The sequence below is a fragment of the Serratia sp. X3 genome (assembly GCF_014982455.1).
GTDB classification, from domain to species: domain Bacteria; phylum Pseudomonadota; class Gammaproteobacteria; order Enterobacterales; family Enterobacteriaceae; genus Serratia; species Serratia ureilytica.
In genome coordinates this window covers 1,591,189-1,603,513 of the sequence record NZ_JADCNB010000001.1, presented here as the reverse complement: position 1 = coordinate 1,603,513, position 12,325 = coordinate 1,591,189, and the positions used below count along the sequence as shown (strand labels likewise).

Genomic DNA, 12,325 nt, shown 5'->3' with positions numbered 1-12,325 from the left:
CAGGTAGACTTAGCCGATTCGGTTACGTCGCTAACAAGGGGAACACATGACGTATCAACAGGCCGGGCGTCTCGCCATTTTGAAACGCATTCTCGGATGGGTGGTTTTTATCCCGGCGTTGCTGTCGACGCTGATTTCCGTGCTGGGTTTTATCTATCAGCACAGTGAAAAAACCAAGGGCATCAACGCGGTGATGCTGGATTTCGTTCACGTGATGGTGGACATGGTGCGTTTCAACACGCCGTTCCTGAACCTTTTCTGGTACAACTCACCGGTGCCCGACGTGGATAAAAGCCTGTTGAGCGGCGCCAATCTGATGTTCATCATCATCTATATATTGATCTTCGTCGGGCTGGCGCTGCAGGCTTCCGGCGCGCGCATGTCGCGTCAGGTCAAGTTCATCCGCGAAGGGTTGGAAGACCAGATGATCCTGGAGCAGGCCAAGGGCAGCGAAGGGCACACGCGCCAACAGCTTGAGGAGCGCATTACGCTGCCGCACCACACCATCTTCCTGCAGTACTTCCCGCTGTATATCCTGCCGATCGTGATTGCGGTGATCGCCTGGTTCGTGATCCGCCTGTTGGGGCAGTTGGCCGGCGCGGCCTGAACCCTGAACGGGGCGCCGCTCGGCGCCCCGGAACGTTATGACGCTTCGGGTTGCAACAGCGCCTCCACCGCGCGTTGGGCAGCCACCAAATGCTGGCCGCCGAACAGATTGCTGCGGTTGAGCAGGTAGTACAGCTGATACAGCGGCTGGCGTTCGATAAATCCGGCCCCCAGCGGCCACACGCTCTGATAGCCGTCGTAGATCTGCGGCGGCAGCTCCGGATACAGCGGCAGCATCGCCAAATCGCACTCTCTGTCGCCCCAGTAGCTGGCCGGATCGAACAGTATCGGCCCGTTGGCGGTCATCGCGCAGTTGCCCGGCCACAGGTTGCCGTGCAGCAGGGAAGGCTGTGGCTGGTGGTGCTGCAAGCGCAGATACACCCGATCGACGATGTCGTCGATGTCGCCGAAGGTCATGCCTTTTTCCGCCGCCAGCTGCAGCTGCCAGCCGATGCGCTGCTCGGCGAAGAATTCCGACCAGCGGCGTTGCCAGGCGTTGGGTTGCGGGGTGGTGGTCAGATCGCTGTCGAAGTCGAGACCGAACTGCGGTTGCTCGCTCCACTGGTGCAGATGCGCCAGTTGTTGCCCCAGGCAATAGGCGCCATGGGCGTCGAGGGGTTTCAACTGCTGATACTCCAGCAGCAGGAAGCTGTAGTCGCGATCGCTGCCGACGCCGTACACTTCCGGCACCCGCACGCTTTTGCTGCGCGCCAGCAGCGCCAGCTGATCGGCCTCGGCGGTGAATATCGGCAGTTGTTCACGGGCGTCGCATTTCACGAACACCTCGCTGTCACCGTAACTCACGCGCCACGCCGGGTGAATGTCGCCCCCGGGCAGTTCAATCCTTTCGCGTATCTCTGCGCTGCCAAGATGTTCACTTAACAGACGGCTAACGGCTTGCCACATGGTATTTCCCCCTCTGTGCTGCCTGATAATTCATTAGGTTAGCGTCTTTCCTGCGGTGAAAACACGACGCGGCGCACAGCCGGCGTCAAAGGCGGCGATTTTTTCAGCATCCCGCCAGCTCACAGTATATACCTTATTGATTAATTTAAGCGCAATACCGGTTGCAACTTGATGACAACGGATAAGCGGGCGGAGGAAACAGGATGCGGCGGAGAGCGCCGCCGCATCAGAGGAGGGCGTTTAACTGTCGCTCAGGGCGGTTTGGTTACGCTGTAACGGACGCAGTTTACTGTACAGCAAGGCGATAACGAACAGCACGGCCTGCACAATGACGATGCAGGGCCCGGTTGCGCCGTCGATGTGGAAACTGATCAGGGTGCCGAGCACGCAAGAGAACACCGACACCACCGTCGCCACCATCAGCATGCGATCGAAGCGGCGGCACAGCATAAAGGCGATGATGCCGGGGGCGATCAGCATGGCGATCACCAGGATCACCCCCACGGCCTGCAGCGAGGCGACGATGGTCATCGCCAGCAGGCACAGCAGCCCGTAGTGCAGCAGCTTGACCGGCAGGCCAATCACCCGCGCATGGTGCGGATCGAAACAGTAGAGCATGAAGTCTTTGCGTTTAAGCAACACCACCGCCAGGGTGAGGCCGGCGATCAGCAGGGTTTGCTTCAGCTCGCCGTCGGTGATGCCCAGCATGTTGCCGAACAGAATGTGGCTCAGGTGCTGGTCGGTGTCGATGCGCGAGAACAGCACCAGGCCGAAGGCGAACATGCCGGAGAAAACGATGCCCATCACCGTGTCTTCTTTCACCCGGCTGTTCTCTTTCAGGTAGCCGGTGGCCACCGCGCAGAAGATGCCGGAGAGGAAGGCGCCGATCGCCAGCGGAATGCCGATGACGAACGCCACTACGATGCCGGGCAAGACGGCGTGCGAGATGGCGTCACCCATCAGCGACCAGCCCTTGAGCACCAGATAGCAGGAGAGCACGGCGCATACCACGCCGGTGACGATGGCGGCGACGATCGCCCGCTGCATGAACGGGTAGGCGAAGGGTTCGCTGAGCAGTTGGTAGAGCGTGTCCATCAGCGGCCTCCGGTTGGTGACTGTGCTACGCGACGTTTTGCCGCCAGCAGGCCGTGTTTCGGCGCGAAGAAGAACGCCGCCAGGAACACCAGTGTTTGCAGGGTGACGATCACCCCGCCGGTGGCGCCGTCGAGGAAGAAACTCAGGTAGGCGCCGATGCCGCTGGTCAATGCGCCGATGATGATGGCGATGATCACCAGCCGGCTGAAGCGGTCGGTCAGCAGATAGGCGGTGGCGCCCGGCGTGATTACCATGGCGATCACCAAAATGGCGCCGACGGTTTGCAGCGCGGCGACGGTGCAGGCGCTGAGCAGGGTGAAGAACAGGATCTTCAGCTTCAGCGGCGACAGGCCGATCGACACCGCGTGGCTTTCGTCAAAAAACACCGCCAGCAGATCTTTCCACACCAGGCACAGGATCAGCAGCGAAACGCCGATGATGATTTCCACCTGCAGCACGTCTTCGTCGGCGATGCCGAGGATATTGCCGAAGATGATCGACTGTACGTTGACCGAGGTGGGGTTGAGCGACACGATCAGCAGGCCGACGGCGAAGAAGGTGGAGAAGATAAAGCCGATGATGGCGTCTTCGCGCAGCCGGGTGATGTGGCGCACCAGCGTCATCGCCAGCGCCGCCAGCATGCCGGTGAAGAAGGCGCCGGCGGCGTAGGGAAGGCCGAGGGCATAGGCGCCGGCCACGCCGGGCACCACCGAGTGCGACAGCGCATCGCCCATCAGCGACCACCCTTTCAGCATCAGGTAGGCGGACAGAAACGCGCAGGCGGCGCCGACGATGGCGCTGACCCAGATGGCCTTCACCATGTAGTTATAACTGAAAGGTTGCAGCAGAAGGTCCAGCATCAGGATTGTTTCTCCCTGGCCTGACTGTTGGCAGGCGGATCGCTCTTGGTGTGGCCATAGAACACCGCCGGGCGTTCATCGTCGGTCAACACCGTGACGGTGCGCGGATCGTTGTCGTCGTGCAGATCCGGGCCGGAGAGGTTGATATGGCGCAGCACGCCGCCGAATGCCAGCTCCAGATTGCTCTGGGTGAAGGTGGTTTCGGTCGGGCCGGCGGCCAACACCGTGCGGTTGATGAGGATCACCCGATCGCAGAACTCCGGCACGCTGCCGAGGTTATGGGTGGAAACCAGGATCAGATGCCCCTCGTCGCGCAGCGAGCGCAGCAGATCGATAATGGCATTCTCGGTTTTCACATCCACGCCGGTGAAAGGCTCATCCAGCAGCAGCACCGTGCCCTGTTGCGCCAGGGCGCGCGCCAGAAACACGCGCTTTTTCTGACCGCCGGAGAGTTCGCCGATCTGCCGGCCGCGCAGCTCGCTGAGGCCGACGCGCTCCAGCGCCTTGTCGACCCGCAAGCGATCCTCGCGCGACGGAATGCGCAGGAAATTCATCTTGCCGTAGCGGCCCATCATCACCACGTCTTCCACCAGCACCGGGAAGTTCCAGTCGACGTCTTCGGTTTGTGGCACGTAGGCGATCAGGTTCTTTTTCAGCGCGTCCGCCACTGGTTTGTCGCTCAGCGACACCCGGCCGCTGGTGGGCTTGACCAGCCCCATGATGCTTTTGAACAGCGTCGATTTACCGCTGCCGTTGACGCCCACCAGCGCACAGATAGAACCGCCGCTCAGGGTAAAACTGGCGTTATGAATGGCGGTGTGCCCGTTGTTGTAGGTCACAGTGACGTTGTCCACATTCAATTCAGGGCGGACAAACAGCTCATGGGTCATTGATCGAATCCTTTGGCGATGGTTTGCACGGTGGTGTTAAGCAGATCGATATAGGTCGGCACCGGGCCATCGCGGGTGGACAGCGAGTCCACGTACAACACGCCGCCGTATTTGGCGCCGGTCTCTTTCGCCACCTGCCTGGCCGGCTTGTCGGAAATGGTGCTCTCGCTGAACACCACCGGAATATGGTGGGCGCGCACCGCGTCGATCACCCGGCGGACCTGTTGCGGCGAGCCTTGCTCATCGGCGTTGATCGGCCACAGATAGACTTCTTTCAGCTGATAGTCCTGCGCCAGGTAGCTGAAGGCGCCTTCACTGGTCACCAGCCAACGCTGCGCGGCCGGAATGCGCGCCAGGCGTTCGCGCAGCGGAGCGTCCAGCGCGCCGATTTTCTCTGCGTAGGCTTTGGCGTTGCGGTTGTAGGTTTCCGCATTGGCCGGATCGTGCGCCACCAGCGCTTTGCGGATGTTTTCGATATAGACCAGCGCGTTGCTCGGTGACATCCAGGCATGCGGGTTCGGGTTGCCGTTATAGGGCCCTTCACGGATCGGCAGCGGGGTGATGCCTTCGGTCACGACCGCCGCCGGCACCTGCTTGATGTTCTCGAAGAAGCGCTGGAACCAGCGTTCCAGGTTCATGCCGTTCCACAGGATCAGGTCGGCGTGCTGCGCTTTGACGATATCGCGCGGGGTGGGCTGGTAATCGTGGATCTCGGCGCCCGGCTTGGTGATGGATTCCACGACGGCGGCGTCACCCGCCACGTTCTGGGCGATATCCTGAATGATGGTGAAAGTGGTCACCACGCGCAGCTTTTTTTCCGCCAGCGCGGCTTGGCTGACCAGAGCGGCGCCGAGCAGCAAACAGGCGAGCGTGAAGGGGCGTAACAGTGCGGCAGCGCGGGGAGGGCGACTGCGACGAAAAGCGCAAGTTATCAATGGCATGATGACGTCTCCTGGTTCAAATGAAAATGATTATCAATATCAATTGAAGCGAAGTCAAGCGTCACTTGCCCACCGCCGGCGGGGCTATTTCTCCAACTGAAAAATAATACCGTCCGGGGAGTTATAGCATTTTATGTATCAGTATGTAACCGCTGAAGGTAGTCCTTACAGGTGCAGATCGCTACCTCCGGCTGTTTTCCTAACGCCAACTGCCCGAACCCCTGCGCCAGTCGCTGCACATCCTCTTGATCCAGAACGGTTATGAACGCAAAACTGTTGCTGCCGAGCTCATGATGAACGCCATTTTCGTCTGTCACCGACGTGACAAAACCTTCACGGGTCAATTGCCCGGTCAGCTTGGCCAGGTCGGTCAGTCCCGCTTCCTGATAGCGAAAAGTCACCACAAAGCAGCTTGTTGCAGATTGACTCATAAATCACCTCTTGGTATATGGATAGCTTGAGATTAGTCCAAAAAATTACTGCAGGTGTCCTTACAAGTTGTATATGCTACGCAACTCATTGAAAGGAGTGAGGGATTCTGTGAAAACAAAAATAGGTTGCCTTACGGCAATTTTGCTTTTGTCGGGGTGCGCCAAAGACCCGCAAACGGCGAGCAATATTTCAGGCAGTGGCACAACGCGCGGCGGTTGGTTAAAACCCCCTCCGCAGGCACCGGTAAACCGCACAGGCACGCCGGTTGTTTATAACGATTACATTCGTCAGGCCGCCAGCAACTACGGCGTCGACGAAACGCTGATTAAAGCGATTATTCAGGTGGAGTCCGGGTTTAACCCGAACGTGGTCAGCACCTCGAACGCAGTGGGATTGATGCAGCTGAAGGCTTCTACCGCCGGCCGCGACGCCTATCGCATGAAAGGACGAAGCGGGCAACCCAGCTCGCGTGAGCTGAAGGATCCGGCGGTCAATATTGATCTGGGAACGGCCTATATCAATATTCTTCAAAGCCAGCAGCTAGCCGGGATCAACAACCCACAGACTTTGCGTTACGCCACCATCGTTTCGTATGTGAACGGGGCGGGCGCCATGTTGCGCACTTTTTCCTCGGACAAGCGCGTGGCGGTTAATCGCATCAATCAGATGAGTCCGGATGAGTTTTATCAGCACATCCAGAAAAAGCACCCGGCACCGCAGGCGCCGCGCTATTTATGGAAAGTGACCACCGCTTATCAGGCGATGTCGCAGTAACCCTTCATCCTGTCGAATCGGCCGCAAAACGCGGCCGATTTGCTTTCCGTTGTCGCTTCAGAGCGCGACCCGCCTCGCATTTTTCGTTATTTCCTCATCGCTTATCAGAAAAACCGCACAAAAAGTTAAATTTACGTTAGCAGATAAATCTTTACGTTCATTCAATAAGTTACCGGTAACATTTTTGCTTTTGCTCGCATTCTGACCTTCAATAAATAGACAAATAAGTAACAAATTATTTTAAAAACCCGTATCGATCGCAAGGTTGCGGTTAAATAGTTGTGACTATCTTTGGATGGAATGTGACATGTCGAATCATAAAACCAACAATTCGCGTCGCGATTTCTTGTTGAAATCGATGACCTTAATTCCTGCGGCGGTAATTGGTGGCAGCGGCGTTGGCGCGCTGACGGCCCCGGCACCAGCGGTCGCTGCCTCGAACACTTCAACGCAGAACGATTACCAACCGACCTTTTTCACCCCGGAAGAGTGGGCCTTCATCAAGGCCGCCGTCGCGCGCCTGATCCCGGCCGACGAACGCGGCCCTGGCGCGCTGGAAGCCGGCGTGCCGGAGTTTATCGATCGCCAGATGAACACGCCGTACGCCACCGGTTCCATCTGGTACATGCAGGGGCCGTTCAACCCCGATGTGCCGAAGGAAATGGGCTACCAGCTGCCGCTGGTGCCCAAGCAAATCTACAACCTCGGCATCGCAGACGCCGACGCCTACAGCAAGAAAACCGCCGGCAAACCCTTCGCCGAACTGGATGGCGCGCAGCAAGACGCCCTGCTGCAAAAGTTCGAGTCCGGCGAGGCGGAGTTCCAGCAACTGCCGTCGAAACTGTTCTTCTCCTATCTGCTGCAAAACACCCGTGAAGGTTTCTTCAGCGATCCGATCCATGGCGGCAACAAAGACATGGTTGGCTGGAAGCTGATTAATTTTCCGGGCGCGCGCGCCGATTTTATGGACTGGGTTGAGCGAGGGGAGCGTTATCCCTTCCCGCCGGTCTCGATTCGTGGGGAGAGGGGCTAACCATGGCAACGGTAATGAAAAAAGTAGACGCGGTGATCGTCGGCTTCGGCTGGGTGGGCGCGATCATGGCCAAAGAGCTGACCGAGGCCGGCCTCAACGTGGTGGCGCTGGAACGCGGCCCGATGCGCGACACCTATCCGGACGGTTCTTATCCGCAGGTGATCGACGAGCTGACCTATAACATTCGACGCAAGCTGTTCCAGGATCTGTCGAAAAGCACCGTCACCATTCGCCACAACAGCAGCCAGACCGCGGTGCCTTACCGCCAGCTGGCGGCGTTCCTGCCGGGCACTGGCGTCGGCGGCGCCGGCCTGCACTGGTCGGGCGTGCATTTTCGTGTCGATCCGATCGAACTGCGCATGCGCAGCCACTATGAAGAGCGCTACGGCAAAAACTTCATTCCGAAGGACATGACCATCCAGGACTTCGGCGTGACCTACGACGAGCTGGAACCGTTCTTCGACAAAGCGGAGAAAGTGTTCGGCACCTCCGGCACCGCCTGGACCATCAAAGGGCAGAAAGTGGCGCAGAAGGGCGGCAACCGCTTTGCGCCGGATCGCTCCGACGACTTCCCGCTGCCGGCGCAGAAAAACACCTACTCCGCCCAGCTGTTCGAGAAAGCGGCGCTGGAGGTGGGTTATCACCCTTATAACCTGCCGTCCGCCAACACCTCGGACTCTTACACCAACCCGTACGGCGCGCAGATGGGCCCGTGCAACTTCTGCGGTTTCTGCAGCGGCTACGCCTGCTACATGTATTCCAAAGCTTCGCCGAACGTCAACATCTTGCCGGCGCTGCGCATGGAGAAACGCTTCGAGCTGCGCACCAACGCCAACGTGCTGAAGGTCAACCTGACCGATGACAAGTCCCGCGCCACCGGCGTGAACTACGTCGATGCGCAGGGCCGTGAGATTGAACAGCCGGCCGACCTGGTGATCCTGGGCGCGTTCCAGTTCCACAACGTGCACCTGATGCTGCTGTCCGGCATCGGCAAGCCTTACGATCCGGTGACCGGCGAAGGCGTGGTCGGGCGCAACTTCGCCTACCAGAACATGACCACCATCAAGGCGTTCTTTGATAAAGACGTCTTTACCAACCCGTTCATCGGTGCCGGCGGCAACGGCGTAGGCGTGGATGACTTCAACGCCGACAACTTCGATCACGCCAAAGAAGGTTTCGTCGGCGGTTCGCCGTTCTGGGTCAACCAGGCGGGCACCAAGCCGATCTCCGGCCTGCCGACCCCGCCGGGCACCCCGGCCTGGGGCAGCAAGTGGAAAGCGGCGGTGGCGGATGCCTACACCCACCACGTGTCGATGGACGCCCACGGCGCGCACCAGTCGTACCGCAACAACTATCTGGATCTCGATCCCAACTACAAGAACGTGTTCGGCCAGCCGCTGCTGCGCATGACGTTCGACTGGCAGGAAAACGACATCAAGATGGCGCAGTTCATGTACGACAAGATGGCGCCGATCGCCAAGGCGATGAACCCGAAACTGATCGCCGGCAGCCCGAAAAACGCCAACAGCCACTTCGATACCACCAGCTACCAGACCACCCACATGAACGGCGGCGCGGTGATGGGGGAAGATCCGAAGACCAGCGCGGTCAACCGCTATCTGCAGAGCTGGGACGTGCACAACGTGTTTTCGATCGGCGCATCGGCCTTCCCGCAAGGGCTGGGCTACAACCCGACCGGCACCGTGGCGGCGCTGGCTTACTGGTCTGCCCGCGCCATTCGCGAGCAGTATCTGAAAAACCCAGGCCCATTGGTGCAGGCATAAGGACGGCGAACGATGAAAGCATTTGTACCGGCACTGGTTCTCAGTGCAGTGAGTTTCTCCGTTTGGGCGCAGGACGCCACCGTCAGCAGCGAGCTGATCAAGCGTGGCGAGTACCTGGCGCGAGCCGGTGACTGCGTGGCCTGTCATACCGATGGCAAGAACGGCAAGACCTTCGCCGGCGGCTTGGCGATGGAGACGCCGATCGGCACCATCTACTCGACCAACATTACGCCGGACAAGAAAACCGGCATCGGCGATTACAGCTTCGAGGATTTCGACAACGCGGTGCGTAAGGGCGTAGCCAAAAACGGCAGCACCCTGTACCCGGCGATGCCGTACCCGTCGTTCGCGCTGGTGAAAGAGGACGACATGCGCGCCATGTATGCCTATTTCATGCACGGCGTGCAGCCGGTGGAGCAGGCCAACAAGGACTCCGACATCCCGTGGCCGCTGTCGATGCGCTGGCCGCTGAGCATCTGGCGCGGCATGTTTGCGCCGTCGCCGGCGGATTTTGTCGCCGACGCCAAGGCCGATCCGGTGATTGAGCGCGGCCGCTACCTGGTGGAGGGCCTGGGCCACTGCGGCGCCTGCCATACCCCGCGCAGCATCACCATGCAGGAGAAAGCGTTGAGCAACAGCGAAAGCGACGACTACCTGTCCGGCAGCAACGCGCCGATCGACGGGTGGGTGGCTTCCAGCCTGCGTGGCGAGCGCAAGGACGGCCTGGGCAGCTGGAGCGAAGCCGAGCTGACCGAGTTCCTGAAAACCGGCCGTAACGACAAAGCCATCGTGTTCGGCGGCATGAGCGACGTGGTGGAGCACAGCCTGCAATACCTGAGCGACGACGATCTGACCGCCATCGCGCGCTACCTGAAATCGCTGCCGCCGAAAGACGGCAAGCAGCAGGCGGCGCCGGTCGAAGACAGCGTGGCCAAGGATCTGTGGCGCGGGAATGACAGCAAGCCCGGCGCGGCGCTGTATGTCGATAACTGCGCGGCCTGCCACCGCACCGACGGCGTGGGCTACAAGCGCGCCTTCCCGTCGCTGAAGGGCAATCCGGTGGTGCAGACCGAGGACGCGACCTCGCTGATCCATATCGTGCTGACCGGCAACACCACGCCGGCGGTGCAGGGCGCGGTGTCCAACATCACCATGCCGCCGTTTGGCTGGCGTTTGAACGATCAGCAGGTGGCGGACGTGGTGAACTTCATCCGCTCCAGCTGGGGCAACAGCGCCAAACCGGTGAGCGCCTCCGACGTGGCCGACGTGCGCAAAGACCGCTCGATGATCCGCGATGAGAAGGAGATGGGCAGCGCCGAGGTGCCGGACCATCCGGACGCGAAGAAGTAAACCGTTTAAGGGCTCCGCAAGGGGCCCTTAGTTTTTCTGCTTCCGCCTGCTTTTTCAGCAGATTGTGTTCGCAAATCGTCCGTTCAGCCGATAAAACATAGACCCGCAGCGGATTTTTCATTATCCTTTGCCGTCCTTTCATCAGGCGTAAGTATGAAATATCGCTTTAATTCACTGATTATTATTAAAAAACTCGCGGAGAAGGATATCCCGTTAGGCGCAATCGTTGTCGCCGCAGATTAAGGTAGACTGTCTCATGAGTACGATTTCTCCCGATTCAGGCACGCTGACGGCCGCTCAGACTGCCAAATGGAACAAAACCGACACCGTCTGGATGTTCGGTCTCTATGCGACTGCGGTGGGCGCCGGTACGTTGTTCTTGCCGATCAACGCCGGCCTGAACGGCCCGCTGGTGCTGCTGTTGATGGCGCTGTTCGCTTTCCCGCTGACCTATTTGCCGCACCGTGCGCTCAGCCGCTTCGTGCTTTCCGGCTCCAGCCGCGACGGCAACATTCACGATGTGGTGGTGGAACACTTCGGCGTGCTGGCCGGCAAAATCATCATGGTGCTGTATCTGATGGCGTTCTTCCCGATCGTGCTGGTGTACAGCATTTCGATCACCAACGCGCTGGACAGCTTCCTGATCCATCAGTTTCATGTGGCGCCGCTGCCTCGCCTCTGGCTGAGCCTGGCCGTGGTGGTGGTGCTCAATCTGGTGCTGCTGCGCGGCAAAGACAGTATCGTAGCGGCGATGGGCATGCTGGTGTTCCCACTGCTGGTGTTCCTGATGGGCATTTCGCTCTATCTGATGCCGAGCTGGAATACTGCCAACTTCGTGCATGGCCTGGCCGCCACCCGCTTCGACACGCCGGGGTTGTGGCATTCGCTGTGGCTGGCCGTGCCGGTGATGGTGTTTTCCTTCAGCCATGCGCCGATCATCTCTTCCTTCGCCTCGACCCAGAAGAGCCTGTACGGCGACAAGGCGGAACGCCGCTGTGCGCGCATCATGCGCTACAGCTATGTGCTGATCTGCGTTACCGTGCTGTTCTTCGTGTTCAGCTGCGTGCTGAGCCTGTCTCATGAAGACATGCTGCAGGCGAAAGAGCAGAACATCACGGTGCTGACCACGCTGGCCAACAAGTTCTCCAACCCGCTGATCGCCTACCTTGGCCCGGTGATGGCGATGCTGGCGATGGCCAAATCCTATCTCGGCACCTCGCTGGGGGTGACTGAAGGGGCGACCAGCCTGATCGACGGCGTCACGCGCGCGGTCGGCAAGCCGCTCAGCTCGCGCATGACGCACCGCATCTCGGCGGTGTCGCTGTTCCTGCTCACCTGGGCGGCGACGGTGTGGAACCCCAGCGCGCTGCATATCATCGAAACCATCAGCGGCCCGCTGATTGCGGCGATCCTGTTCATCCTGCCGATGTACGCTGTGCGTGCGGTGCCGGCCATGCGCCAATATCGCGCGGCGAGCAACGTCTTCGTGCTGGTGATGGGGCTGATCGCGCTCTCGGCGTTGATCTACGGCCTGATGTGATCCCCTGGGCGCGCCGCCTCCGGCGCGCCTTTTATCCTTCCTTTACACATCCCTTTGCAATTAATCGCCGGCATGCCGGGCGTTATCTTTGATAATGCAAGCGATTCTCATTAG

Annotated in this window: 12 protein-coding genes; 6 read left to right on the top strand and 6 right to left on the bottom strand. The window is 59.7% G+C overall.

Annotation, left to right across the window (positions count from 1 at the left end):
* Window positions 1-46 precede the first annotated feature (46 nt).
* Window positions 47-607 carry a YniB family protein gene (locus IMX17_RS07585; RefSeq protein WP_046898524.1) on the top strand — a complete coding sequence of 187 codons (561 nt, stop codon included), beginning with the start codon at window positions 47-49 and terminating at the stop codon, window positions 605-607.
* Between the two features lie 35 nt (window positions 608-642).
* Here IMX17_RS07585 and IMX17_RS07580 read toward each other — a convergent pair whose 3' ends face one another.
* From IMX17_RS07580 to ghoS, 6 genes are all read right to left on the bottom strand, one after another.
* The gene (locus tag IMX17_RS07580) at window positions 643-1,512 is read right to left on the bottom strand and encodes a fructosamine kinase family protein (RefSeq protein WP_046898523.1); all 870 of its coding nucleotides are present in this window, start codon (window positions 1,510-1,512) and stop codon (window positions 643-645) included.
* Between the two features lie 240 nt (window positions 1,513-1,752).
* Complete coding sequence (locus IMX17_RS07575; RefSeq protein WP_182264577.1) at window positions 1,753-2,607, bottom strand: metal ABC transporter permease; 855 nt, start codon at window positions 2,605-2,607, stop codon at window positions 1,753-1,755.
* Complete coding sequence (yfeC, locus tag IMX17_RS07570; RefSeq protein ID WP_182264576.1) at window positions 2,607-3,467, bottom strand: iron/manganese ABC transporter permease subunit YfeC; 861 nt, start codon at window positions 3,465-3,467, stop codon at window positions 2,607-2,609. Before yfeC ends, IMX17_RS07575 begins: the two co-directional genes overlap by 1 nt.
* Window positions 3,467-4,357, bottom strand: a complete 891-nt coding sequence (locus tag IMX17_RS07565) for a manganese/iron ABC transporter ATP-binding protein (RefSeq protein WP_046898520.1) — start codon at window positions 4,355-4,357, stop codon at window positions 3,467-3,469. Before IMX17_RS07565 ends, yfeC begins: the two co-directional genes overlap by 1 nt.
* Window positions 4,354-5,298: a metal ABC transporter substrate-binding protein gene (locus IMX17_RS07560; protein WP_227414473.1), complete on the bottom strand. Its 945-nt coding sequence runs from the start codon at window positions 5,296-5,298 to the stop codon at window positions 4,354-4,356. The genes IMX17_RS07565 and IMX17_RS07560 overlap by 4 nt, the downstream gene beginning before the upstream one ends.
* Window positions 5,299-5,429: 131 nt before the next feature.
* Window positions 5,430-5,729, bottom strand: a complete 300-nt coding sequence (gene ghoS, locus IMX17_RS07555) for a type V toxin-antitoxin system endoribonuclease antitoxin GhoS (RefSeq protein WP_033642868.1) — start codon at window positions 5,727-5,729, stop codon at window positions 5,430-5,432.
* 109 nt (window positions 5,730-5,838) lie between these two features.
* On the opposite strand from ghoS, the gene IMX17_RS07550 reads away from it, so the two are divergent.
* From IMX17_RS07550 to IMX17_RS07530, 5 genes are all read left to right on the top strand, one after another.
* Window positions 5,839-6,504, top strand: coding sequence for a transglycosylase SLT domain-containing protein (locus IMX17_RS07550; protein ID WP_025159924.1), 666 nt, complete (start codon window positions 5,839-5,841; stop codon window positions 6,502-6,504).
* Window positions 6,505-6,811: 307 nt separating this feature from the next.
* Window positions 6,812-7,537, top strand: a complete 726-nt coding sequence (locus tag IMX17_RS07545) for a gluconate 2-dehydrogenase subunit 3 family protein (RefSeq protein ID WP_033652465.1) — start codon at window positions 6,812-6,814, stop codon at window positions 7,535-7,537.
* A gap of 2 nt (window positions 7,538-7,539) precedes the next feature.
* Window positions 7,540-9,321, top strand: a complete 1,782-nt coding sequence (locus IMX17_RS07540) for a GMC family oxidoreductase (protein ID WP_004931432.1) — start codon at window positions 7,540-7,542, stop codon at window positions 9,319-9,321.
* 12 nt (window positions 9,322-9,333) lie between these two features.
* Window positions 9,334-10,671 carry a cytochrome c gene (locus tag IMX17_RS07535; protein ID WP_049239988.1) on the top strand — a complete coding sequence of 446 codons (1,338 nt, stop codon included), beginning with the start codon at window positions 9,334-9,336 and terminating at the stop codon, window positions 10,669-10,671.
* A 256-nt stretch (window positions 10,672-10,927) separates the two neighbouring features.
* Window positions 10,928-12,211 carry an HAAAP family serine/threonine permease gene (locus tag IMX17_RS07530; RefSeq protein WP_089191618.1) on the top strand — a complete coding sequence of 428 codons (1,284 nt, stop codon included), beginning with the start codon at window positions 10,928-10,930 and terminating at the stop codon, window positions 12,209-12,211.
* Window positions 12,212-12,325: the final 114 nt, after the last annotated feature.

What these genes read in the sequence shown, in the direction of transcription:
- IMX17_RS07585 (WP_046898524.1), top strand. Translation starts at nt 47, where the DNA reads ATGACGTATCAACAGGCCGGGCGTCTCGCCATTTTGAAACGCATTCTC.
- IMX17_RS07580 (WP_046898523.1), bottom strand. Translation starts at nt 1,512, where the DNA reads ATGTGGCAAGCCGTTAGCCGTCTGTTAAGTGAACATCTTGGCAGCGCA.
- IMX17_RS07575 (WP_182264577.1), bottom strand. Translation starts at nt 2,607, where the DNA reads ATGGACACGCTCTACCAACTGCTCAGCGAACCCTTCGCCTACCCGTTC.
- yfeC (WP_182264576.1), bottom strand. Translation starts at nt 3,467, where the DNA reads ATGCTGGACCTTCTGCTGCAACCTTTCAGTTATAACTACATGGTGAAG.
- IMX17_RS07565 (WP_046898520.1), bottom strand. Translation starts at nt 4,357, where the DNA reads ATGACCCATGAGCTGTTTGTCCGCCCTGAATTGAATGTGGACAACGTC.
- IMX17_RS07560 (WP_227414473.1), bottom strand. Translation starts at nt 5,298, where the DNA reads ATGCCATTGATAACTTGCGCTTTTCGTCGCAGTCGCCCTCCCCGCGCT.
- ghoS (WP_033642868.1), bottom strand. Translation starts at nt 5,729, where the DNA reads ATGAGTCAATCTGCAACAAGCTGCTTTGTGGTGACTTTTCGCTATCAG.
- IMX17_RS07545 (WP_033652465.1), top strand. Translation starts at nt 6,812, where the DNA reads ATGTCGAATCATAAAACCAACAATTCGCGTCGCGATTTCTTGTTGAAA.
- IMX17_RS07540 (WP_004931432.1), top strand. Translation starts at nt 7,540, where the DNA reads ATGGCAACGGTAATGAAAAAAGTAGACGCGGTGATCGTCGGCTTCGGC.
- IMX17_RS07535 (WP_049239988.1), top strand. Translation starts at nt 9,334, where the DNA reads ATGAAAGCATTTGTACCGGCACTGGTTCTCAGTGCAGTGAGTTTCTCC.
- IMX17_RS07530 (WP_089191618.1), top strand. Translation starts at nt 10,928, where the DNA reads ATGAGTACGATTTCTCCCGATTCAGGCACGCTGACGGCCGCTCAGACT.